At 63.5% G+C, this 21,246-nt stretch carries 20 protein-coding genes, 1 tRNA gene and 2 pseudogenes; 11 read left to right on the forward strand and 12 right to left on the reverse strand.

Annotated features, from left to right (window positions below; genetic code table 11):
* The first annotated feature begins 50 nt into the window (after window positions 1-50).
* Window positions 51-380: a histone-like nucleoid-structuring protein Lsr2 gene (locus AC50X9_RS16580; RefSeq protein ID WP_494895183.1), complete on the forward strand. Its 330-nt coding sequence runs from the start codon at window positions 51-53 to the stop codon at window positions 378-380.
* On the opposite strand, the gene AC50X9_RS16585 is transcribed toward AC50X9_RS16580, so the two are convergent.
* From AC50X9_RS16585 to AC50X9_RS16600, 4 genes are all read right to left on the reverse strand, one after another.
* Window positions 377-2,545 carry a type IV secretory system conjugative DNA transfer family protein gene (locus AC50X9_RS16585; RefSeq protein ID WP_494895185.1) on the reverse strand — a complete coding sequence of 723 codons (2,169 nt, stop codon included), beginning with the start codon at window positions 2,543-2,545 and terminating at the stop codon, window positions 377-379. The two genes, AC50X9_RS16580 and AC50X9_RS16585, sit on opposite strands and share 4 nt — an antisense overlap.
* Before the next feature lie 89 nt (window positions 2,546-2,634).
* Entirely contained in the window at window positions 2,635-2,808 is a 174-nt protein-coding gene (locus AC50X9_RS16590; RefSeq protein WP_494895187.1) for a hypothetical protein, read from the reverse strand.
* Window positions 2,805-3,056 carry a hypothetical protein gene (locus AC50X9_RS16595; RefSeq protein WP_494895189.1) on the reverse strand — a complete coding sequence of 84 codons (252 nt, stop codon included), beginning with the start codon at window positions 3,054-3,056 and terminating at the stop codon, window positions 2,805-2,807. The genes AC50X9_RS16590 and AC50X9_RS16595 overlap by 4 nt, the downstream gene beginning before the upstream one ends.
* Window positions 3,053-3,256 carry a hypothetical protein gene (locus tag AC50X9_RS16600; protein WP_494895191.1) on the reverse strand — a complete coding sequence of 68 codons (204 nt, stop codon included), beginning with the start codon at window positions 3,254-3,256 and terminating at the stop codon, window positions 3,053-3,055. The genes AC50X9_RS16595 and AC50X9_RS16600 overlap by 4 nt, the downstream gene beginning before the upstream one ends.
* 110 nt (window positions 3,257-3,366) lie before the next feature.
* On the opposite strand from AC50X9_RS16600, the gene AC50X9_RS16605 reads away from it, so the two are divergent.
* Complete coding sequence (locus AC50X9_RS16605) at window positions 3,367-3,975, forward strand: hypothetical protein (RefSeq protein WP_494895193.1); 609 nt, start codon at window positions 3,367-3,369, stop codon at window positions 3,973-3,975.
* Between the two features lie 3 nt (window positions 3,976-3,978).
* Here AC50X9_RS16605 and AC50X9_RS16610 read toward each other — a convergent pair whose 3' ends face one another.
* Both AC50X9_RS16610 and AC50X9_RS16615 read right to left on the reverse strand, forming a co-directional pair.
* Window positions 3,979-5,409: a recombinase family protein gene (locus tag AC50X9_RS16610; RefSeq protein WP_494895195.1), complete on the reverse strand. Its 1,431-nt coding sequence runs from the start codon at window positions 5,407-5,409 to the stop codon at window positions 3,979-3,981.
* Window positions 5,406-5,738 carry an HNH endonuclease signature motif containing protein gene (locus AC50X9_RS16615; protein ID WP_494895197.1) on the reverse strand — a complete coding sequence of 111 codons (333 nt, stop codon included), beginning with the start codon at window positions 5,736-5,738 and terminating at the stop codon, window positions 5,406-5,408. The genes AC50X9_RS16610 and AC50X9_RS16615 overlap by 4 nt, the downstream gene beginning before the upstream one ends.
* A gap of 316 nt (window positions 5,739-6,054) precedes the next feature.
* Between AC50X9_RS16615 and AC50X9_RS16620 the strand changes: the two are divergent.
* The 4 genes and pseudogenes from AC50X9_RS16620 to AC50X9_RS16635 all read left to right on the forward strand — a co-directional run.
* Window positions 6,055-6,663: pseudogene (locus tag AC50X9_RS16620) on the forward strand (ATP-binding protein); the annotation flags it as partial.
* Between the two features lie 81 nt (window positions 6,664-6,744).
* A complete protein-coding gene (gene dprA / locus AC50X9_RS16625; protein WP_494895199.1) occupies window positions 6,745-7,935 on the forward strand; it encodes a DNA-processing protein DprA in 1,191 nt (396 codons plus the stop codon).
* A 112-nt stretch (window positions 7,936-8,047) separates the two neighbouring features.
* Window positions 8,048-8,974 (forward strand): tyrosine recombinase XerC, encoded by a 927-nt coding sequence (locus AC50X9_RS16630; RefSeq protein ID WP_494895201.1) that lies wholly within the window; start codon window positions 8,048-8,050, stop codon window positions 8,972-8,974.
* 312 nt (window positions 8,975-9,286) lie between these two features.
* Window positions 9,287-9,790, forward strand: coding sequence for a DUF3145 domain-containing protein (locus AC50X9_RS16635; RefSeq protein ID WP_056426723.1), 504 nt, complete (start codon window positions 9,287-9,289; stop codon window positions 9,788-9,790).
* A gap of 117 nt (window positions 9,791-9,907) precedes the next feature.
* On the opposite strand, the gene fabF is transcribed toward AC50X9_RS16635, so the two are convergent.
* The 6 genes from fabF to aceE form a co-directional block, all read right to left on the reverse strand.
* Entirely contained in the window at window positions 9,908-11,143 is a 1,236-nt protein-coding gene (gene fabF, locus AC50X9_RS16640) for a beta-ketoacyl-ACP synthase II (protein WP_494895203.1), read from the reverse strand.
* Window positions 11,144-11,299: 156 nt separating this feature from the next.
* Entirely contained in the window at window positions 11,300-11,545 is a 246-nt protein-coding gene (locus tag AC50X9_RS16645; protein ID WP_011692310.1) for an acyl carrier protein, read from the reverse strand.
* A gap of 129 nt (window positions 11,546-11,674) precedes the next feature.
* Window positions 11,675-12,736: a beta-ketoacyl-ACP synthase III gene (locus AC50X9_RS16650; protein ID WP_494895207.1), complete on the reverse strand. Its 1,062-nt coding sequence runs from the start codon at window positions 12,734-12,736 to the stop codon at window positions 11,675-11,677.
* Window positions 12,733-13,662, reverse strand: coding sequence for an ACP S-malonyltransferase (locus tag AC50X9_RS16655; RefSeq protein ID WP_494895209.1), 930 nt, complete (start codon window positions 13,660-13,662; stop codon window positions 12,733-12,735). Before AC50X9_RS16655 ends, AC50X9_RS16650 begins: the two co-directional genes overlap by 4 nt.
* An 87-nt stretch (window positions 13,663-13,749) precedes the next feature.
* Window positions 13,750-14,994 (reverse strand): PucR family transcriptional regulator, encoded by a 1,245-nt coding sequence (locus AC50X9_RS16660; RefSeq protein ID WP_494895211.1) that lies wholly within the window; start codon window positions 14,992-14,994, stop codon window positions 13,750-13,752.
* A 175-nt stretch (window positions 14,995-15,169) separates the two neighbouring features.
* Entirely contained in the window at window positions 15,170-17,923 is a 2,754-nt protein-coding gene (gene aceE, locus AC50X9_RS16665; RefSeq protein ID WP_494895213.1) for a pyruvate dehydrogenase (acetyl-transferring), homodimeric type, read from the reverse strand.
* Between the two features lie 424 nt (window positions 17,924-18,347).
* Between aceE and AC50X9_RS16670 the strand changes: the two genes are divergently transcribed.
* From AC50X9_RS16670 to AC50X9_RS16690, 5 genes and pseudogenes are all read left to right on the forward strand, one after another.
* Window positions 18,348-18,767 carry a DUF3052 domain-containing protein gene (locus AC50X9_RS16670; RefSeq protein ID WP_494895215.1) on the forward strand — a complete coding sequence of 140 codons (420 nt, stop codon included), beginning with the start codon at window positions 18,348-18,350 and terminating at the stop codon, window positions 18,765-18,767.
* On the forward strand, window positions 18,764-19,282 hold the full coding sequence (locus tag AC50X9_RS16675; RefSeq protein ID WP_494895217.1) for a peroxiredoxin: 519 nt from the start codon (window positions 18,764-18,766) through the stop codon (window positions 19,280-19,282). Before AC50X9_RS16670 ends, AC50X9_RS16675 begins: the two co-directional genes overlap by 4 nt.
* Window positions 19,283-19,313: 31 nt before the next feature.
* A complete protein-coding gene (locus tag AC50X9_RS16680) occupies window positions 19,314-20,207 on the forward strand; it encodes an NAD-dependent protein deacetylase (RefSeq protein WP_494895219.1) in 894 nt (297 codons plus the stop codon).
* 100 nt (window positions 20,208-20,307) lie between these two features.
* Window positions 20,308-20,383, forward strand: a tRNA-Val gene (locus tag AC50X9_RS16685).
* A 268-nt stretch (window positions 20,384-20,651) separates the two neighbouring features.
* Window positions 20,652-21,246 (forward strand): annotated as a pseudogene (locus AC50X9_RS16690) (hypothetical protein); the annotation flags it as partial.

A 21,246-nucleotide genomic window follows, 5' to 3' on the forward strand; every position in this document is an offset into this window, starting at 1 on the left:
TCAAAGTCCTAAGCATCGTCTTAGGACTTTTTTGCATGTAGTCTAATTGCATGGCAATCAAAACTATCCGCATGGATGACATCGACGGCACACCGGATGCAAACTCTTACTCTTTCGCTATCAACGGGGATCAGTACGAGATTGATCTTTCGGAATCCAACTTCCAAAAGCTTCAAGAGGCACTGGCGCCCTACATCAAGGTTGCGGCTAAGGCGACTTCGCGCCTTCCCCGTGAACGTGGCGCAACATCGGCTCCTAAGAGCAACAAGGAATATCTGTCGAAGGTGCGAGTTTGGGCATCTCAGAATGGACATGAGGTAAACGCTCGCGGGCGCGTGGCTCAGTCTGTGATCGATGCCTATGAAAAGGCAGCTCGCTAAGAGTCTCGTCCCCACGGTGTTATACCGATGTTTGGTCGCTGCGCCTTCGGTGTCGTAGCGGCCATTCGTCGTTCTGTCTCCTGACGCTCTATATCAGCCACGCGCCGACCGTACTTTTCGTTGGAGCGTAGAGTTGCCGCTTTAGCAGTGCCTGCCTTCTTCGCTGGTGCCAGCGTCTTCAAGGTGACTGGCGAGCTGACCCCATTCTCGGTGTTGATCCGAGCGATCGCCATGTAGGCCTTGAGATTGGTGATGTCGGACTTATCTACTGCCTTAGAACCAAACTCGTGCTGCCAGATGTTGGCGCCCTCGGCGTTGGTCTGGAAAATGATCTTGGTCCTGGCATTGGCTTTGATCGCCTGAGACAGGTTCTGCGGCAGGCGCTCGATGTACTGCGTGGCGAGCACCATGCCCAGTTTGAACTTGCGCGCTAAAGCAAGCACGTCATCGAAGCCCATAGGGATGTCGGCAAACATCTGGAACTCGTCGAGGTAGACATAGTTCTCTTTCTCTGTCGGCACCCGTTGCGCAGCTTCCCAAAGGGCGCCAAATAGCAGTGTTCCGACGATCTCGGCAGACTCTTTAGGGACGCCCGACAAGTTTACGAGAAGGATCTTGTTCTGTCGGATGATGTCTTCCATTTGGAAAGACGACGTACCTTGTCCGAACAGGTAGCGCGGTTCGATGCGGCCGATCAGTTGCCATATACGGTTCTCGACTACGCCCGCGTGCTGGACACGCTCATTCTCTTTCAAGCGGCTCCAGTCATGCCAGAACTTGATGAGCTCTCTATCTTTAAGTCCCTTGATGATGCTGTCTGCCCACACCTTCTCGTCAGGGTTACGCGGGGAGATGAGCGGTGACAAGTCGTTGAAGGTCATGCCTTTGACGGTGGAGAGCGTCATCAGGCCATGGAACATAAGGCGTCGGAACCAGACGCCGTTGTCCTTGTATTTGAACTGGAACATGCTCACAAGCTCATCGATGACGGTCCGCGGATTGCCCTGGTCGAGCAGGTTGAAGCCCACCGGATACAGGCCGTTGGTGAAGTCGATGATGACCACATCGTCTAGGCGGTCACGCGGTACGTAGTCGAGCACCTCATAGAAGAGATCGCCCTTAGCCTCCAGGACAACCAGGCCGTGGCCGGCTTCCATGTCCTGCTTGGCCATGTTCGCCATGAGGGTCGTCTTGCCCACCCCGTTACTGCCACCTACAAACGTATGTGTGGCAGCGGCGACGTGGCTTTGTGCTATCGGACGCTCGCTCCCGGTGATAGTCGAGAGGCCTAGAATGCGGCCCTCGCTCGGGATATCAGGAGTCGGTGGAAAGTGCCTGGGTGCACCGCTCGGTAGCCCGGCAATTAAGGGGGAACCAATCGGCCACGTCATGAAGGCAATGAGCTCACTCGCCGACACCTGGCAGCCGTACACGAACGGAGACGCTGCATTCGTGATGGCGTCAGCCAAAGATCGATCGTTCCAGGTGAATGCCAAGCGAAAGCGTCCCGTACTTGCGAGAGGACGGTAGAAGAGGTTGAGCAAGTGCTTACGACGTGACGGCGACACAGCATTAATGCCGATACGCAGTGAGCCGAGGAAATTTGGTTCATCCTGCTTGGCCTTTAGTAAGGCCATCTTCTCGTTGCTAAGTGGCTTTGAGCCTAGAACCGCCTCTGTGACAGTCAGCGGCTTTATTGGTTTCCCTTGCCTTGCGATAGGGGAGACGATCCACTGAAAGATGGCCGTCTCACCCTTTTCGAGCTGCTCCATCGTCTTCAACATCGAGTTCGCCATACTGAGGCTGTCCTTGACGACGATAGGTTGCTCGGTTCTACGGATGCGGAACTCGCCCGCTAGATCCCACTCCCTACGCGGCCTCTGCTTATCTGGAATCGCACCGGTACCGGGGATGAGACCCTGTAGTTGTCCAATGATGTAGTCCGCGTCCTGCCACGGCATCGACAGCCGGTGGACGATGTCGCGGTCAGTCGCCCAGGTTTCAAACACGATGGACGGGATGTTGACAAGGGATTTGCGGTTGATGGACCCGCTGATTTGACGCAGCCAGTTTAGAAGTTGCCCCGTATTCAGCTCCGCGGGAAAAGTAATCAAGTATGTCTTTCGATCTTTATCCATGCGCGCTTGGCTAGCAATTCTAAACATGGGGACTCCTGCCATTAAAAGCACGAAAAGAGCTGAGGATAGAAAAAGCCACGCCATGCATTTACTTTCGCACAGCGTGGCTTTTTCTACTAGCGACGTTTATTGACGACAGCGCGAAGTCCAAGAACCAAGAGAAAGAGGACCAAGGCTGCTCCTGCGAAGGGAGCCACGATATTCCATGCACCATCAACGACGGTGAAGATTGCATCGCTGAAGCTGGTGGTGACGTCGTCTGCAGTCACGGCAGGCACGAGATATTTCATGACTTATACCTGCCCTTTTCCTTGTTGTAGCCATCCATAAAGGTGCGTGAGTAGAACTTGAACTGCTTGCCTACTTGTCGTGCCACGTGGCGGTTGAGCTCTGGAGTGCTGTGCTTGCGCATGTAGCGGACAACCATCGTCATGAGCACAATCGAGATAAGCGCGATAACCAAGATGACTGAGCAAGCGGCTAAGATAGCTGCCTCACTCTGCGTCCAACCGGCGTAAGTATCACTAAATGGCTTCATGGCTTTTCTCTCTCTGCTTGGATGGTCTTGAAGCGGCGATCAATATCCCGCTCCTCTTTGTATCGTGCCCATGACTCCCTGAGCTCGTCGCTAGCCCACACCCAGGACATAACGAGAGAGGGGATGCTGGCGAACGCAAGGAGCGCCCACAAAGCAATCAGTGCCCAAACGATGTTCCAAAAAACATAAGGACTAACCATGACGGTCTCCTTGACCTTTGAAGCCCGGTTTACTTTGGTGCCGGGTCGTAACTAGATCGTAGCTACCTTGCAGCTTGACCGCAACCACCTTGCAGGACTAGTTTTACCTCATGAGCGAAAACACAGAGCTACTAGACGACATCGAAGACGACCTGGCGGGACTGATTCAGGATGAAGGACTGACGCCTACGCGACTTGAGACGTTTGGACAGAACATCATCAAGTTGTTTGGGGTGAAGAGCGCTAACTTCGTGCGTGAAGAAGTGCGCTCAGCGCTGCAAGAACTGCCGAAGGACAAGTACACGCTCGCCCTGACTTATGCGCTGGGAGCATTTACCCCAGCTGCCCTAGTTGATCCTTTGACCTTGACGGCACGACGACAGTTGCTTATGCAAGAAGTAGAGGGGTTCAAGGTCTCGGAGGATACGTTGCGGCGCTGGGAGCGGCGGGCCATGCGGACCTTGGCACGCCACGTCATTGCCAAGGCGGAAGAAGCTAAGGACTCCAACTCTCTCGGGCGGAGCTACAATTACTTCGCCGAAAAGGAGGGAACGATAGATGAGCGCTTTGAGGCCATGAAGCTGTTCTTTGAGGACCAGCTTTGGAAGCAACGAGAAACGATTGGCGACTTGGAGCTGAAGGTGGAAGTCAACTCAAGATATATCCGCGCTCTCGTGAAGAAGGTTGATCTCACTGGTAAAGATCTCGGTCTTGACTGATCCCTAGGCCTTCCAGGTGATGCGGACTAAGGAACAGTCAAACCGGTACTGCCTCCACTTCGGAAAGCCTTGGCCCTTGATGCGCGGGTCAATATAGATCTTGTCGATGAGAGTATCCACGAGCTGACGGCGCCACATCAGGTCGGCTTTGTCCCAGGCTTCTTTGACGCTCTGACCTACCGGAATGTTAGCGAGCGTTGCTTTGCTCGACTTTTTATCCAGCTCGCGGCCTAGGGTCTCTAAACGGGCTTGAGCGGTGACTTTGGCCATCTTGTATTCCGCGAAGGACATCTCGCCGGTTGAGTAGAGGTTCAGAATCTCCTGAAGGCGCTGCGCTTGATCGTCGCGTTCACGCATGAGCTGTTTGAGTTCTGGAGTGGCCGACTTGGTGCCTGCGATCAGTTCACCAAGTTCAGGCGTATCAAGGCGGTACATGATGCAGTCGATAACAAGCTCTTCTACTGGGGCTTGCCGGCGTTTGACTCCGCCGCAGCCGACCTCCTGGCCGCGATGGTCCTTCTTCTTGCAAGAAAATGCCGGGCAATAACTGCCGTCACGCTGCTGTGCATTTTCTATCTTCAAGCGGTTGTTACAGATGCCACAGAAGACAAAGCCACTCAGGAGATGTTTGCGTGCGTACGAGCGTTTGCCGTAGATGGCCTGTCCACGCTTTATGGCGATCTGTAGGTCTTCCCACTGATTTCTACCTAGCAGTGGGGTCCAGACGGCCTCATACTCTTGCCCGTTGTGTTCGCGGATGCCGTAGTGCCGTTTCAGTGTTGCGACGTTGCTCACGTTGAGGGCGTTCCACATGTTCCCTTTAGCGGTGGGTATGGATCGGGCATTCAGGTCAAGCGCAATCGTGCGCCATGAGTCACCGGATATAAAACGATCGACTATCTCCCGAACGATTTCCGACTCTGGCTCATTGAGTGTCATACCCCCCGGGTTCCATCCGTATGGGCGGTTGCCGCCGCTCGTCCTGCCAGCTTTGGCAGCTTGCAATTTTGCAGCTTTCACGCGGTCTGTTGACGTCTCGACCTCATACGAAGCCCAGGCAGCCAGTGTCTTCGCCGTGGCACGACCGGCTGGGGTAGTTAGATCAAAGTACCCAGCCTTCACAGTGTGGGTCGCGACTCTATGCGGCTGACAGACGTCGATGTATTTTTCGAGGTCTATGGTCCGCCGTAACAAGCGATCCTGATGCCAGACCGCTACGGAGTCAACTTCTCCGTTTTGGATTGATTGCAAGAGGGCTTGGTAGCCAGGTCGATGCTGCCCGGAGTAGGCGCTAATATCGTCATCACGAAAAATGCTGGTGATCTCACCGTCCATGCTTTTGATCAGGGATGTGCAGTCCGATATCTGCCTCTCGACGCCAAGTCCAGCGCCGACCCTATCCCGGCTGATTCGGGCGTAGATAGCAAACCTCATTGCTGTCGCCCGACAATGTTTGTTTCGGCATACTCGCCGTGCAACTGAATGGCCGCAACGTCGTAAGCAAGTGCTGCTGCCGCTGGCGTCCTAAAGCCGGTGAACTCGATGCGTCGTCCGTCATGAGTAACTGAAGCGCGCCAAGTGTTCGTTTCTTTCCGATAGGCGACACCTTTATAACCGGTTGAATTTCTGGAATCAGTTCCTTTGTTGTGGCTGTTCTGCTGGGTCGTGCATATCCGGAGGTTAGATTTTCGGTTGTCCAGCTTGTCTCTATTGATGTGGTCGACGACTAGACCTACTGGGGCTTGCAACAGGTACCTGGCCATGTATGAACGTTGGGTTAAGGGCCGTCCCGACACCAAGTGTCTTGCGGCATACATGCAGGTATAAACAGATCCGTCGGTATGCAGTCTCCACTGCTCGTTTCTCATACACTCGTAGTCGTCGTCATCAACGACCGCAAAGAGGCCCGCTCCACGGCGCCCCACTAGTGGGATTTTCTTCATTTGATTGCTTGCTCGCTTTCTATGAATAATTATACAGAACAACGAATACTGATACAATGATGGATGCCGTCCCATTGCTTGCTCGCATGGGGCGGTTCTTTGTCCTCCCTTGTGGGGTACTAGCTCACCCGATGCCGAGGCCCCCGAGTACGAACGCCGGGTGCTGGACGCGCTCCGGCAGCCGCTGGAGAGTGGCGAGCTGGTGCTTCACCGTTCGGCGGGAACAGCTGCCTACCCTGCCCGCTTCCAGCTGGTTCTCGCGGCCAACCCGTGCCCTTGTGGCAAGGCGACTGGCAAGGGAATCGACTGTATCTGCACCCCCACCATGCGCCGGCGCTATCTGGCCCGGCTGTCCGGGCCGCTGCTGGACAGGGTCGACATCCAGCTGCAGCTTGAGCGGGTGGCGCTGGCCGATTTCGGCCGGCCGGGGGCCGAAGAGGACACGGCCACCATCTCGGCCCGTGTTCATGCTGCACGGGAGCGCCAGCTCGCCAGGCTGGCGCCGTTCGGCATGGATACCAACGCCCAGGTGCCGGGGCGCCTGCTGCGCGGTGCCCTGCGGCTCGACGCCCCCACGACTCGGATCCTGGACCGCGCGATGGAACGCGGAGTGCTCACGGCCCGCGGCTACGACCGCGTCCTGCGGCTGGCGTGGACCCTGGCGGACCTTGGCAGCCGCGACGTCCCAGGGGCCGACGACATCGGGCAGGCCCTGAGTCTTCGGCAGGCGGCCGTCGCCGCCTAGCTGAGTAACGCAGGGGCCGCAAATGAAAGCTCAGGACTGCAGCCCAACCCAACGAATGGCAGCCAGTGAAAGGAGACCACCATGACAGAGAGCGAACGAGCCGCCCGGGCGGCGTTGTCCCGGCTGTTCGAGCCGCAGGACGCCGCGGGCCTTGCCCTCGTGCAGATTGCCGGGGCGGAGGACGCCTTGAGGATCGCTACCGGGGAGCTGGCCGCCGGTGCGGAGCTGGAACGGGAGATGTCCGCGCTGCTGGCCGAGAACAGCCTGGGCGCCGGCTGGACGGGCCTGGCGATCGCGCAAAAGCGCTGGGCGCCGAGGGTTCCCGATTTGGCGCCGGCCCGGGACCTCGCCACGATGCAGCGGCTCGGCGGACGCTTGATCATCCCTTCCGACGATTTGTGGCCCCGCCAGCTGGCCGACCTCGGGCTGCAGGAACCCATCTGTCTCTGGTGGCGCGGCATCGAGCAGGAGCTGCCACCGGCCGACAAGTCGATTGCGCTGGTTGGCTCCAGGGACAGCACCTCCTACGGATCCGCTGTCACCGGGGACCTGGCGTATTCGCTGGCACAAAGGGGATTCACGATCATCTCGGGCGGCGCCTACGGGATCGACGCACACGCCCATCGCGCTGCGCTCGCCGGCGGTTCGTCCGGCAGGGTCCCCACAATTGCCGTGATGGCTGGGGGAGTGGACCGATTCTACCCCTCCGGCAACGAGGACCTGCTGCGCGCGGTCGCCAATCAGGGTGCGGTCCTCGCCGAAGTCCCGCCCGGGTCGGCGCCGACGCGTTACAGATTTCTTCAACGGAACAGGCTGATCGCCGCGCTGGCTTCCGTCACCGTCGTCGTCGAAGCCAGATGGAGGTCAGGTGCGCTGAACACGGCGCACCACGCGGAGACCCTTGGCAGAGCCGTCGGTGCCGTGCCGGGATCGGTGCACAGTGCCAACTCCGCGGGATGCCACCGGCTGCTCCGGGAAGGCGGGGCCGTCTGTGTCACGGATGCGGGGGAAATCGCCGAGCTTGCCTCGCCCAGCGGTGAATCGCTGCCCGAGGTGAAGTCCGGCCGCGCGGCAGTGCAGGACGGGCTGACCCTGGAGGACCTCATCCTGCTGGATGCCCTGCCACTGCGGACCACCAGCTCGGTTGAAAAGCTCACTGCTGTCGCCGGGCTGAGCGCGGAGTCGGTCCGGGCTGGTCTGGGCCGGCTTGGACTGCTGGGCCTGGCCGAGTCGCACAGTGGCGGCTGGAAGCGGTCGGGCACGGCTGGCTGAGTAGCGGATGCCGAGGGGGCAGCAGCGGTCTTTAGGTCAGTGGCGGACACCCGCCGAGCGGCTCGCCGCCGGGCTCCTTGACCCCCGGACGAATCCTGCCACAGTTAGGGGAGTGTCCAACCAACAGATCCCGGCCGGACTGGCCGCCGCAGCCCAGGGCTTCGGCCGCTACCTGGAGGCCGAACGGGGACGCTCAGCCCACACGGTGCGCGCTTACCTCTCTGACGTCCGAAGCCTCCTGCAGCACGCAGCCTCCGAGGGCGTCGAGGATCTCGCCGGGCTGGAGCTCGGCACCTTGCGGCGCTGGCTCGGATCGCAGAGCGAAGGAGGGATGTCCCGCGCCACCCTGGCCCGCCGGTCCGCCACTGCCAGGGCTTTCACCGCCTGGGCCGTCCGTGAGGAACTGATCGTGGCGGACCCTGCGCTGCGGCTCAAGGCACCGAAGCGGGAAAAGTCCCTGCCCGGAGTGCTGCACCAGCAGCAGGTCCTTCGGCTGGTCCAAGGTGCGGAATCCGCTGCCGCCGAGGGCGGACCCCTGCCGCTGCGGGACCGGGCCATGGTTGAACTGCTGTACGCCACCGGCATCCGGGTCGGCGAACTGGCCGGCCTGGACGTGGACGACCTCGATCCCGACCGGAGGACCCTGCGTGTGCTCGGCAAGGGCAACAAGGAGCGGACTGTTCCCTACGGGCTGCCCGCGGCACTCGCCGTCGACGACTGGCTGCGCCGGGGCCGGCCCGCCCTCGCCACCGACAGCTCGGGCCCGGCGCTGTTCCTCGGAGTGCGCGGCAAACGGGTCGACCAGCGGCAGGTCCGCAGCGTCGTCCACGACTTGCTGGCCGACTTGGGCGACACCGCCGCCACCGGGCCGCATGCCCTGCGGCACTCGGCCGCCACGCACCTGCTCGACGGCGGCGCGGACCTGAGGGCGGTGCAGGAAATCCTGGGCCACAGCAGTCTGGCCACCACCCAGATTTACACCCATGTCTCCGTGGAGAGGTTGCGGCACAGCTACCAGCAGGCCCATCCCCGCGCCTGACCGCAGAGCGCCCAATGGAGCGCCGCTCGCCAGGCCCCTCGCCCGGGAGGCCATTTACGTGACGCCGTGCGGCGCGCCGGGAAAGACGCGCCGAATTGCACTGGCGTAATTAGGTAGGGTGCGGCAGAATGAGACTCACGCCCGGCAACTCTCACGTGCGGCTTGAAGCTCCTTTTCAAGTCCGAATGAGAAAACCGGGCAAGAACTTAATAGTCTGGCTAGGACCACCGGCATCACTACGGACCCGCGCAACAGACAGACATCCAGGCAGAGGTCGTTGGGGAAGACGTACCTACAGCTATGGAGGATGGAATGTCTGTTGCACTGACCCGCGGTGTGTTGTTCGTTCACTCGGCCCCAACTGCCCTGTGCCCCCACGTTGAGTGGGCCATAGGTTCTGTTGTGGACAAACGGACGGACCTTGAGTGGACTGCTCAGCCAGCTGCGCCCGGAATGTTCCGGGCCGAGCTGTCGTGGACCGGAAATCCGGGCACGGGGGCTCAACTGGCATCTGCTCTCCGGGGCTGGGCGCACCTGCGTTACGAAGTCACCGAAGAGCCCAGCCAGGGTGTTGATGGCGGCCGCTGGTCGCACACCCCTGAGCTTGGCATCTTTCACGCCGTCACGGACGTGCACGGCAACATCATGGTCTCCGAGGACCGCATACGCTATGCCTACGAATCCGGCGCCGGTGACCCCTCGGCCGTCTACCATGAACTCTCGCTGGCCCTCGGCGAAGCCTGGGACGAAGAGCTTGAGCCTTTCCGGCACGCCGCCGAAGGGGCACCGGTGCGCTGGCTCCACCAGGTCGGCTAGGGCTCTGCAAGCCAGGGCCCACACTGCAGCACACTCCATAGCAGCGCCAGAAAACAGATGGCGGCAACGTTCCCGAAGGAACATTGCCGCCTTCTTGGCGTGCAGCAGTGACCGGCGCTAGATGCTCCGCACCGCGATCACGGCGTTATGGCCGCCGAAGCCGAAGGAATTGCTCAACGCCGCGATGCTGCCGGAAGGCAGGTCGCGGGCGCTGGTGACGACGTCGAGCGGAATCTCCGGGTCCTGATTTTCGAGGTTGATCGTCACCGGTGCCTTACGGTCGTAGATGGCCATAACGGTCAGCACGGCTTCCACCGCACCGGAGGCGCCCAGCAGATGCCCCATCTGCGACTTGGTGGCAGAGACGGCGACGTTATCCAGTTGCTTGCCCAGGGCGGCCTTGAGGGCCGCGTACTCGGGCTTGTCGCCAACCGGGGTCGAGGTGGCGTGCGCGTTGACGTGCACCACATCTTCAGGCTGGATCCGCCCGTCGAACATGGCGGCCTTCAGCGCGCGCGTGGCTCCGAGGCCCTGGGGGTCCGGGGCGGTGATGTGGTAAGCGTCGGCGGTGACAGAGGTGCCGGCCAGTTCGGCGTAGATCCGGGCGCCGCGGGCAAGGGCGTGCTCCTCTGCTTCCAGCACCAGGGCACCGGCGCCCTCGCCCATGACGAAACCGTCGCGGCCAAGGTCGTAGGGGCGCGAGGCGTGCTCGGGATCATCGTTGCGGCGCGAGAGTGCCTGCATGGAGGCGAACGCCGCGATCGGCATCGGGTGGATGGCGGCTTCGGCGCCGCCGCAGACGACGACGTCGGCCTTGCCGGAGCGGATCAGGTCCAGGCCCATGTGAACGGCTTCGGTGCCGGACGCGCAGGCGGACACGGGGGTGTGGGCGCCGGCGCGGGCACCCAGGTCAAGGCTTACGGCCGCTGCCGGGCCGTTGGGCATCAGCATCGGCACGGTCATCGGCAGGACACGGCGGGGGCCCTTTTCGCGCAGGGTGTCCCAGGCGTCAAGGAGCGTCCAGACGCCGCCGATGCCGGTGGCGAAGGCAACGGCCAGGCGGTCGTGGTCGACTTCGGTGATGCCGGCGTCCGCCCATGCCTCGCGGGAGGCGACCACGGCGAACTGCGTGGACGGGTCCATGCGCTTGGCCTCGACGCGGCTCAGGACCTCGGTCGCGGGCGTGGTGGCGCGTGCGGCAAAGTGGACGGGCAGTTCGTACTTGGCCACCCAGTCATCCTCAAGCGTGTGCGCGCCGGAGACGCCCTTGAGCGCGTTCTTCCACATCGTGGGGACATCGCCGCCGATGGGTGTGGTGGCACCCAGACCGGTAATGACTACTTTGCGTGCCATGGGATCACTCTCTGTCGGTGCGCCGGCCGTGTCCGGAACCTGGGGGAGGTTGCCGGGGCCTGCGTTTGAAAAACTTTGGGGTGGTGCAGTGGATGGTGCTGCAAAGCGGCGCGGTCCGGGGGTGCAGTTGCGCCCCCGGACCGGCCGGGGCCGGAATTAGGCCTGTGCGTTCGCGATGAAGCTGACGGCGTCGCCGACGGTCTTGAGGTTCTTGACCTCTTCGTCCGGGATGCGCACGCCGAACTTCTCTTCGGCGTTGACGACGATCGTCATCATCGAGATGGAGTCGATGTCCAGGTCCTCGGTGAAGGACTTATCCAGTTCGACAGCCTCGGTGGCGAGGCCGGTCTCTTCGTTGACGATTTCAGCCAGGCCGGCCAGGATCTCTTCGTTGCTAGCCATGATGGCTCCTTTTCTGTTGTTGCCGTCGGCTGCCGGTGTGTGGCGGCCTCGGGCGGAAATGATTCAAGCCGAGGGTTCGGCTTGCTGTGCGATATGAAGATGGGGGAAAGACGGGGAAGACAGGGACGGCTATGGAAGCACGATCACTTGGGCGCCGAAGACCAGACCGGCACCGAAGCCGATCTGCAGTGCCAGCCCGCCGCTGAGCTGCGGGTTTTCCTGCAGCAGGCGGTGGGTGGCGAGGGGGATGGAGGCTGCGGAGGTGTTGCCGGCGTCGGCGATGTCCCGCGCGATGATGACGTGCTCCGGGATCTTAAGCTTCTTGGCCATCTCATCGATGATCCGCATGTTTGCCTGGTGCGGGATAAAGGCGGCGAGGTCATCGGCGCTGATGCCGGCAACGTCCAGGGCCTGCTGGGCGACTTTGGCCATCTCCCAGACGGCCCAGCGGAACACTGTCTGGCCGTCCTGGCGCAACGTCGGCCAGACGGCCGCGTCGGTGACGGCGGCTTCCTGGGCACTTAGCCCGCCGCCCTGCTTGCCGGCCGTGGCGAGCTCGCGGAGGTCCAGCATGGAGTTGGTCATGCCGATCGCGTCCCACTTGCTGCCGTCCGAGCCCCACACCGACGGGCCGATGCCCGGGGTGTCGGAGGGGCCGATCACCACGGCGCCGGCGCCGTCGCCGAGCAGGAAGGAGATGCTGCGCTCGGTGTTGTCGATGACGTCGGAGAGTTTTTCCGCGCCGACCACGAGGACATAGTCCGCCGCTCCGGAGCGAACCAGCGCGTCGGCCTGGGCAATGCCGTAGCAGTATCCGGCGCACGCGGCGGAGATGTCGAAGGCCGGTGCCGGCGTCGCGCCGAGGCGGTCGGCGAGGCTGGCAGCGGCAGACGGGGTCGCGTACGGGTGGGTCACGGTGGAGACGATGACGGCGCCGAGCTGGGACGCTTCGATGCCGGCCTTCTGCAGGGCCTCGCGGGCTGCGCCTTCGGCCATGTCGATGACGCTGATGTCGGCGGGGGCGCGGTGCCGGGTGATGATGCCGGTGCGCTGGCGGATCCACTCGTCGGAGGAGTCGATCCACTGGCAGACATCATCGTTGGTGACGATCACGTCGGGTCGGTACGCCCCGACTCCCATGATGCGGGTGTTCTCGTGCAGGGGCGCCTGCTTCAAAGTGGGAACGGTCATGCCTGTCCTTCCAGTTCTGCGAATAGGGCCAGGGCGGCGGACAGGTCGTCCGGGGTCTTGACGGTTACGGTTTTCACTCCTGGCATGCCGCGCTTGGCGAGGCCTGCGAGCGCTCCGGCCGGGGCCAGTTCAATGACGCCGGTCACGCGGCGCTTTACCAGCGTTTCCATGCAACGGTCCCAGCGGACCGGGCGGGAGACCTGGGCAATCAGGCTCTCGACGGCGGCATCACCGCCGGCGACCGGGGCGCCGTCGAAGTTGGAGAGCAGCGGGACCTGCGGGTTCCGCGGGTGCAGTGCGGGCCGGAGGGCCCGCAGCGCGGCGACGGCGGGGGACATGTGCGCGGTGTGGAACGCGCCGGCGACCTTCAACGGGATGACTCGGGCCTTGGCGGGGGGGTTCTCGGCGAGGGCCTTGAGCTGGTCCAGGGTTCCGGCCGCGACGGTCTGGCCGGCGCCGTTGACATTGGCCGGAGTGGCACCGCAGGCCTCGATAGCGGCGAGGACCTCGGCCGGGTCGCCGCCCACGACAGCGCTCATGCCGGTGGGGGTGGCGGCAGCGGCGGCCGCCATGCTGTTGGCGCGTTCGCGGACGAAGGTCATGGCTTCAGTTTCGGTCAGCACGCCGGCCAGGGCGGAGGCGGTGATTTCACCGACGGAGTGGCCGGCAAGGATGACCGGCAGGGTGGCGAGTTCGACGTCGAACAGTGAGTTCGCGGCAATCAGTCCAGCGGCGACGATCAGGGGCTGCGCAACGGCGGTGTCCTTGATCGTCTCCTCATCCGAGGTGGTGCCATGGGCGGTGAGGTCGATCCCTGCGATTTCGCTCAGGGCAGCCAGGTGGCCTGCGACGGGGGGCAATTCAAGCCAGGGGGCGAGAAAGCCGGGGGTCTGGGAGCCCTGTCCAGGGCAGACGATTGCAAGCACGTATCCAGCTTTCCAAACTACGGCGGTTTTCTCGGTGCATTGATGCACCAAGCTCATCGGGTCACTTTGTAGGAAGTCTACAACTGCTCAAGTGCTGTTACGCGACGGCTGACGTTCCGTGGCGGGCTTCGGAGGTGCGGCGAGCCGGCCCACAACGAGGGCGCTCTGGAGGACAAACGCCTCCCGCGGCAACAGCGGATCCCAGCCCGTGACGTCACAGACGCGCTTGAGCCGGTAGCGCACCGTGTTGGCGTGGACGAAGAGTTCCCGGGCCGTGGCCTCGAGCGAATGCCCGAGTTCGAGGTAGGTGCCAAGGGTCTCCACCAGCCCGTTGGAGGCCGCGACCAGGGGCCGGTAAATGTTCTTGACCAGTGACCGCCGGGCGGCGTCGTCCCCGGAGATCACCCGCTCGGGCAGCAGGTCATCCGCCGCCACCGGCCGCGGCGCGGCGGGCCAGGCCCGGGCCGCGGTCAGCCCAGCGAAGGCGGACTGGGCGGAGCCGCTGGCCTCCAGCAGGGAACCCGCTTCGGCGCCGTACACGACGGGCCCCGGAGCGAAGAGTTCGGCGAGTTTCAGGTATGCCGTCTCCCGGTCGTGGAGCCCGCCGAGGATGAGGATGAGCCGGTCGCCCTGGATCCCGACCAGAGCGTCTTCGGCGAAGCGCCCGGCCGTGCGGCGAAGTTCGCTGACGTAGCTGGCGTTGGGTTCGGACGGGGAATTGCCCACCATAACGGTGAAACGCTCCTGCGCCTTCCAGCCCAGGGCGGCGATCCGGGACCGCAGGGCATCGGTGTTTTCGCCGCGGAGAATGGCGTCCACAATGAGCGCTTCCAAGCGGGTGTCCCACGAACCGCGGGTTTCGGCAGCGCGCGCGTAGACATCGGCAGCGGCGAAGGCCACTTCGCGGGAGTACCGCAGCACCGCCTCGCGCAGCGCGCCCTGGTCCGCCTCGGGGGCGATCACCGGAACCTGGTCCTCGACCACTTCAACGACGATCCGGATCAGCTGGAGGGCCTTTTGCAGGCTGATGGAGCGGGTGAGTTCGGTCGGCGCGGTGCCGAAGACGTCGGAGAGGATCCAGGAGGGCGAGCTGGGACGCTCGTACCAGGTGACAAACGCTGCGATGCCGTTCTGCGCCACCATGCCCAGCGCGGAGCGTTCGTCCGAGTTCAGCCGGCTGTACCACGGCAGCGACTTCTCCAACTGCCGCAGCGTCGTCGTGGAGAGCTGCCCGACGCTGGAGCGGAGCTTCTTGAGCGTTTCTACCTTCTCCGGAGGCACCGCTCTTGATGCGGGCTTGCGTTTTACGGGAGTGGTGATCGGCTCGGCCATGCATCGAGCATACGGTGCCGCCCGCCCAAGCTCCATTTGTGCAAAGGCTACAAGTCGCGTTGTGCTGGATCACAGTGCCGCCGGGCCGACGTCGAGCAGTGGGACAGTTCTTGAACAAACGACGGCGGCCCCCGCCTTCCGGAGGGGACCGCCGTCGCTCACTGCAGGACTGACTCTACGAGTCGCCGCCCGCGTTGCCGGTGGTGCCGGCGTTGACGTTGTGCAGGCGGTACTTCTCGATCGCCTGGGCCGGGGCCTGGGCGTCCACCTCGCCGCGGCGGGCCAGCATCTCCAGGGAACGGACAACCACGGAGTGGATGTCGTTCTTGAAGAAGCGGCGGGCTGCGGCGCGGGTGTCGGAGAAGCCGAAGCCGTCCGCTCCGAGCGAGGCGAACTCGTTCGGGAGGAACTGGCGGATCTGGTCTGGCACGGCCTTCATGTAGTCGGTGACAGCCACGATCGGCCCGGTCGCGCCGGCGAGCTGTTCGGTGACGAACGGGACGCGGGCGGGCTGGCCGGGATTGAGGAAGGCTTCTTCCTCGGCGGCCATGGCGTCACGGCGCAGTTCGGTCCAAGACGTTACGGACCAGACGTCGGCGGAAACGCCCCAGTCCTCGGCGAGGACCCGCTGGGCCTCGAGGGCCCACGGTACGGACACGCCGGAGGCGAGGATCTGCGTGCGCGGTCCGTCGATCTTGGCCGGCGCCAGCAAGTAAATGCCCTTGATGATGCCCTCGACGTCGAGTTCCGCGGGTGCCGGGGGCTGGTGGATCGGCTCGTTGTAGACCGTGATGTAGTACATCACGTTCCGCGACGGGTCGTTGTCCGCCAGACCCGGCCCGTACATGCGCTTGAGGCCGTCGCGCATGATGACGCCGATCTCGTAGCCGTAGGCGGGGTCGTAGCTGAGGACCGCAGGGTTGGTCGCGGCCAGGATCGGGGAGTGCCCGTCCGCGTGCTGCAGGCCTTCGCCGGTCAGTGTGGTGCGGCCGGCCGTGGCACCGATGATGAAGCCTCGGGTCATCTGGTCCGCTGCGGCCCAGAAGGAATCACCCGTGCGCTGGAAACCGAACATCGAGTAGAAGACGTAGATCGGGATCAGCGGTTCGCCGTGCGTGGCGTAGGAGGTTCCGGCGGCTGTGAAGGCCGCCACCGAACCGGCCTCGTTGATGCCGGCGTGCACGATCTGGCCGGAGATGGACTCCTTGTATGCCAGGACGAGCTCGCGGTCCACGGACAGGTAGTTCTGGCCGTTCGGGTTGTAGATCTTCGCGGTCGGGAAGAACGCGTCCATGCCGAAGGTTCGAGCCTCGTCCGGGATGATCGGAACGATCCGCTGGCCGAACTCCTTGTCCCGCATGAGGTCCTTGAGCAGGCGGACGAACGCCATGGTGGTGGCTGCCAGCTGCTTGCCGGAACCGCGGTTCGCGACTTCGTAGACCTTGTCCTCCGGGAGCGTGACCTCGGAATGCTTGGAGCGGCGTTCGGGGACGAAGCCGCCCAGCGCGCGGCGGCGTTCCATCAGGTACTGGATCTCCGGGGAGTCCATGCCGGGGTGGTAGTACGGGGGGCGGTACAGGTCCCCTTCGAGCTGCTCGTCCGTGATCGGGATGCGCAGGTGGTCGCGGAAGGCCTTGAGGTCCGCGAGGGTGAGCTTCTTCATCTGGTGGGTCGCGTTGCGGCCCTCGAAGTGGGTGCCCAGGCCGTAACCCTTGACCGTGTGGGCCAGGATGACGGTGGGCTTGCCCTTGAACTCGGTCGCGGCCTTGTACGCGGCGTAAACCTTGTTGTAGTCGTGGCCACCGCGCTTGAGGTTCCAGATCTGGTCGTCGGTGAGGTCCTGGACCATTTCCTTGGTCTGCGGAGTCTGGCCGAAGAAGTGTTCGCGTACGAACGCACCGGACTCGGCCTTGTAGGTCTGGTAATCGCCGTCGACCGTTTCGTTCATGATCTTGACGAGCGAGCCGTCCTCGTCCTTGGCCAGCAGGTCGTCCCACTCGCGGCCCCAGACGACCTTGATGACGTTCCAGCCCGCACCGCGGAAGAACGCCTCAAGTTCCTGCATGATCTTGCCGTTGCCGCGGACCGGTCCGTCGAGGCGCTGGAGGTTGCAGTTGATCACGAAGTTGAGGTTGTCGAGCTTGTCGTTTGCGGCGAGCTGGAGCAGTCCGCGGGACTCAGGCTCGTCCATTTCCCCGTCGCCAAGGAACGCCCAGACCTGCTGGTCGGACGTGTCCTTGATGCCGCGGTTCTGCAGGTACCGGTTGGACTGGGCCTGGTAGATCGCGTTCATCGGGCCGATGCCCATCGAAACCGTTGGGAATTCCCAGAACTCCGGCATCAGGCGCGGGTGCGGGTAGGACGAGAGCGCGTGTCCCTCCTTGGACTTCTCCTGCCGGAAACCGTCCAGGTCCTCCTCGGAGAGCCGGCCTTCCATAAAGGCGCGGGCATACATGCCGGGGGAGGCGTGGCCCTGGAAGAATACCTGGTCGCCGCCGCCGGGGTGGTCCTTACCCCGGAAGAAGTGGTTGAAGCCGACCTCGTACAGCGTCGCCGCACCGGCGTAGGTGGAGATGTGGCCACCGACGCCGATATCGGCCCGCTGCGCGCGGTGCACCATGACTGCGGCGTTCCAGCGCAGCCACGCCCGGTACTTCCGTTCGATTTCCTCATCGCCGGGGAAGGGTGCTTCCTGGTCCACCGGGATCGTGTTGACGTAGTCCGTGGTGGTGACCATCGGAACGCCCACGCTCTGTGCCCCGGCCCGCTGGAGCAGACTGCGCATTATGTACTGGGCACGTTCAGTGCCCTGTTCCTGAATCAGGGTGTCCAGGGACTCCAGCCATTCGGCGGTCTCTTCCGGATCACGATCAGGCAGCTGGTTTGTCAACCCGCTGAGGATATGGGAGGTCTCTTGTCCTGCAGCCACGTCCAACCTCTCTTTGAGCGCATTCACCGGCGCCCTCAGCTCCGGCAGGGTAACTGCCTGGCGTGAACGCGACGTGTGCGACATATCGGTTACAACTGCCCGGTCATGTGCGCCGGGCAAGGTCCAATCACAACTGTGCCCGCCTGCGTCGGCGGGGCGTTCGCCCTCGCGGGCGCAGTCGTCAACAGCCACTCTAGCCCGCACATCTGGGGGATGCGTAGCGCTCGTGTGGGGGTCCCGTCGTATTTGACGGGCATACTGGTTGTGTGACGAAGTGCCGCCCGGCGGTCTTCGGATTGCTGTGTGTGACGCAGAATATGGCGGATCGCGGGGCCAACAGCTTGAAGCGCAGGCGCAAAGGGTGTTGGCTTGCAGTAATGGAAATCACTAGATTTGTTGAAATGACCAAGCATAGGAGTAACAAGTGAGTGAGGCCGACGCCGCCACTTCGGTAAATGTGGCGGAAAAACTGGGTTTCAAAACCGGGGATCTGATTCAGGAATTCGGTTATGACGACGACGTCGACTTCGACTTGCGTGACGATATCGAAGACTTCACGGGCTCCGAACTCTTTGATGAGGACGACCATGAAGTAGTAGATGCGGCCATTCTGTGGTGGAGGGCCGGCGACGGCGACCTCGTTGACACCCTGGTCGATCCGCTGACCACCCTGACCGAGGGCGGTGTCATCTGGGTCCTGACCCCCAAATCCGGCCGTCCGGGGTACGTTTCACCAGCCGACATCCAGGATGCCGCCCCCACCGCCGGTCTTCACGTCACCACCTCTGCAGGCGTTTCCAGGGACTGGAGCGCGACCCGGCTGGTCTCGCGGAAGAACAAGTGACCCAAGCCGGCGCGGTCCGCACGGTCGGGGAAGGGGCAGTTGGAGCGCTTGCGGTGCCCGCCGTCGGCGAGGCCGCGCCCGACTTCGAACTGCTCAACCAGTTTGGCGAACCCGTGCGGCTCTCGGAGCTCCGGGGCCGGAACATCGTCCTGGTGTTCTTCCCGTTCGCCTTCTCCGGCATCTGTACGGGTGAGCTGTGCGAAATCAGGGACAACCTGGCGCTGTTTGAGGGTGCCGACGCCGCCGTGCTGGGGATCTCGGTGGACAGCAAGTTCGCCCAACGGGCCTACGCAGAAAAAGAAGGCTATGCCTTCGACCTGCTGGCGGACTTCTGGCCGCATGGGGCCGTCGCCGAGCAATACGGGGTGTTTGACCCCGACAGCGGCATGGCCAAACGCGGAACATTCATCATCGACGCGAGCGGAATCGTGCGCTACGTCGTAGTGAACCCCCGAGGCCAGGCCCGCGACTTCACGGAGTACCGCTCCGCCCTGGCGGGACTCAGCGGGAGCTGACGCGGTGAGGACGCGGCGGCCCGGGGTGGGCATGACTGGTTTTGCCAGCCTGCCCCCGGTCCCCGCGGGTGAGCCCGCCCGGAATGAGCTGGAGGTCCTGAGGGAAATCCGGGGCATTCTTGCGGGGAACCAATTCGCGGTGCTGACCGGCGCCGGCCTGAGCACAGATTCGGGCATCCCGGACTACCGTGGGCCGGGCGCCGCACCTCGTGCGCCCATGACCTACCAGGAATTCATCGGCGAAGCGGACAACCGGCGCCGTTACTGGGCCCGGAACCACATCGGGTGGTCCCACCTGCGCCGGGCCGACCCCAACGCCGGCCACGCCGCCGTCGCCCGGCTTGAGCAGCGGGGGCTGATTACCGGACTTATCACCCAAAACGTGGACCGCCTGCACGAGGACGCCGGCAGCGTCAACGTCGTGGACCTGCACGGCCGCTTCGACCAGGTGGTGTGCCTCGCCTGCTACCGGCGTTACAGCCGCACACTGCTGGCGGGCGTGCTGGAGGAACTCAACCCCGGCTTCCTGGAACGGGCACTCTCCGCCGGCGTGGTCGAAATGGCTCCCGACGCCGACGCCACGGTCGAGGACGCCGCCCTGATCAGTAGCTTCGTTGTGGCCCACTGCCCGGCCTGCGGCGGGACGCTCAAACCCGATTTCGTCTATTTCGGCGAGAACGTCCCGAAAGACAGGGTGGAACGCTCGTACGCCATGGTGGACGAGGCCGGAGCCCTCCTGGTGGCAGGCTCGTCCCTGACAGTGATGAGCGGACTGCGGTTTGCCCGGCACGCCGTCAAGCAGGGCAAGCCTGTAGTGATCATCAACCGGGGGCAGACCCGCGCGGACGAAATTGCCACGGTCAAGCTCGACGCCGGCGTCAGCGAGGCGCTCACCTGGCTCGCTGCCGAGCTCCCGCCGCTCTGAGCCCGCCCTGTGCAGCCGGGTGCGATTGGCGCTCCGCAGGGTTCATCCGGTACAGTAACACTTCGTTGGTTGAAGCGCGGAAGCGCGGAAACAGCCGCTCGGGTCTTTAGCTCAGCTGGTAGAGCGCCACGTTTACACCGTGGATGTCATCGGTTCGATCCCGGTAGGACCCACCAAAGAAACCCCGTCAGCGCAGGCCCCAAGGGTGCACGGCGGGGTTTTTTGTGTGCGCTGAAACCGGCGCGCGAACCAGGGTGCACGGGGCGCCCGCGCGGGAGCGGCCGCGTCCGCGCCGCCCACGGGGCTCGCCAACCAAGATTCACTCGGTGCGCGGGAGCGTCCGCGCGAGCCGGATACTGCCGCAAACCCCATCCTGTCGGTTCGTCAGATGCGATTCCGATCGCGAAGCCGAAAGTGTCATAGCCAACTGGCAGAGTTTGGGGTGTGGAAGCCATCGGAGATTTCATATTGGGACAGGCCGGCCAGCCTGGTGCTGGGATCGTCCCTGATGTGTTCCGGCTGACCTCGGGGCCGGGGCCGCTTCCATTTGCGGCTGAGGACCTGGATGGTGCGGTCGACGGGGCTCTTGCAGCGCTGCGCGCCGCCAGCGGGATGGCCGTGACCGACTCCGCGCTGCTAGGCGTGGCGGCGGCTTCGGATTTGGCGGGGCGGGTGGAGGAGTTGTCCCGCATGGTCGACTACCTGCAGCTTGTGGCCGCGGCGGCGGTCGACCGGACCCGAAGCCAGGCTGCAGCTGGAGCCAGGAACGCGGCTGCGAAGTTTGGTTCCGGCGCCCCGGCCGGCTGGTTGACCGGCTGGAACACTGAGGCGACGGCGACGGCGACGGCGACGGCGACGGCGGTTACGACTGCGCCGACTGCTACAACTGAGACCACGACCACGACCACGAATGCGGATGCGGCTGCGGATGTGAATGTCGCTGCGGGGGATGCCGGGCCGGAGGCAGGCTGGCACGGGCCGGGTGGTGCGGATCGTGCGCCGGGCTGGGTTGATGACGGGTACCGGAACACCACCGAGT

Source organism: Pseudarthrobacter sp. HLT1-3 (assembly GCF_059383535.1).

Excerpts from the sequence above, each read along its gene's own strand:
- dprA (WP_494895199.1), top strand. The coding sequence starts at position 6,745 with ATGACAGAGAGCGAACGAGCCGCCCGGGCGGCGTTGTCCCGGCTGTTC.
- fabF (WP_494895203.1), bottom strand. The coding sequence starts at position 11,143 with ATGGCACGCAAAGTAGTCATTACCGGTCTGGGTGCCACCACACCCATC.
- AC50X9_RS16615 (WP_494895197.1), bottom strand. The coding sequence starts at position 5,738 with ATGGCCAGGTACCTGTTGCAAGCCCCAGTAGGTCTAGTCGTCGACCAC.
- AC50X9_RS16600 (WP_494895191.1), bottom strand. The coding sequence starts at position 3,256 with ATGGTTAGTCCTTATGTTTTTTGGAACATCGTTTGGGCACTGATTGCT.
- AC50X9_RS16585 (WP_494895185.1), bottom strand. The coding sequence starts at position 2,545 with ATGTTTAGAATTGCTAGCCAAGCGCGCATGGATAAAGATCGAAAGACA.
- AC50X9_RS16650 (WP_494895207.1), bottom strand. The coding sequence starts at position 12,736 with ATGACCGTTCCCACTTTGAAGCAGGCGCCCCTGCACGAGAACACCCGC.
- AC50X9_RS16590 (WP_494895187.1), bottom strand. The coding sequence starts at position 2,808 with ATGAAATATCTCGTGCCTGCCGTGACTGCAGACGACGTCACCACCAGC.
- AC50X9_RS16680 (WP_494895219.1), top strand. The coding sequence starts at position 19,314 with ATGACTGGTTTTGCCAGCCTGCCCCCGGTCCCCGCGGGTGAGCCCGCC.
- AC50X9_RS16645 (WP_011692310.1), bottom strand. The coding sequence starts at position 11,545 with ATGGCTAGCAACGAAGAGATCCTGGCCGGCCTGGCTGAAATCGTCAAC.
- AC50X9_RS16595 (WP_494895189.1), bottom strand. The coding sequence starts at position 3,056 with ATGAAGCCATTTAGTGATACTTACGCCGGTTGGACGCAGAGTGAGGCA.
- AC50X9_RS16660 (WP_494895211.1), bottom strand. The coding sequence starts at position 14,994 with ATGGCCGAGCCGATCACCACTCCCGTAAAACGCAAGCCCGCATCAAGA.
- AC50X9_RS16580 (WP_494895183.1), top strand. The coding sequence starts at position 51 with ATGGCAATCAAAACTATCCGCATGGATGACATCGACGGCACACCGGAT.
- AC50X9_RS16610 (WP_494895195.1), bottom strand. The coding sequence starts at position 5,409 with ATGAGGTTTGCTATCTACGCCCGAATCAGCCGGGATAGGGTCGGCGCT.
- AC50X9_RS16605 (WP_494895193.1), top strand. The coding sequence starts at position 3,367 with ATGAGCGAAAACACAGAGCTACTAGACGACATCGAAGACGACCTGGCG.
- AC50X9_RS16635 (WP_056426723.1), top strand. The coding sequence starts at position 9,287 with ATGTCTGTTGCACTGACCCGCGGTGTGTTGTTCGTTCACTCGGCCCCA.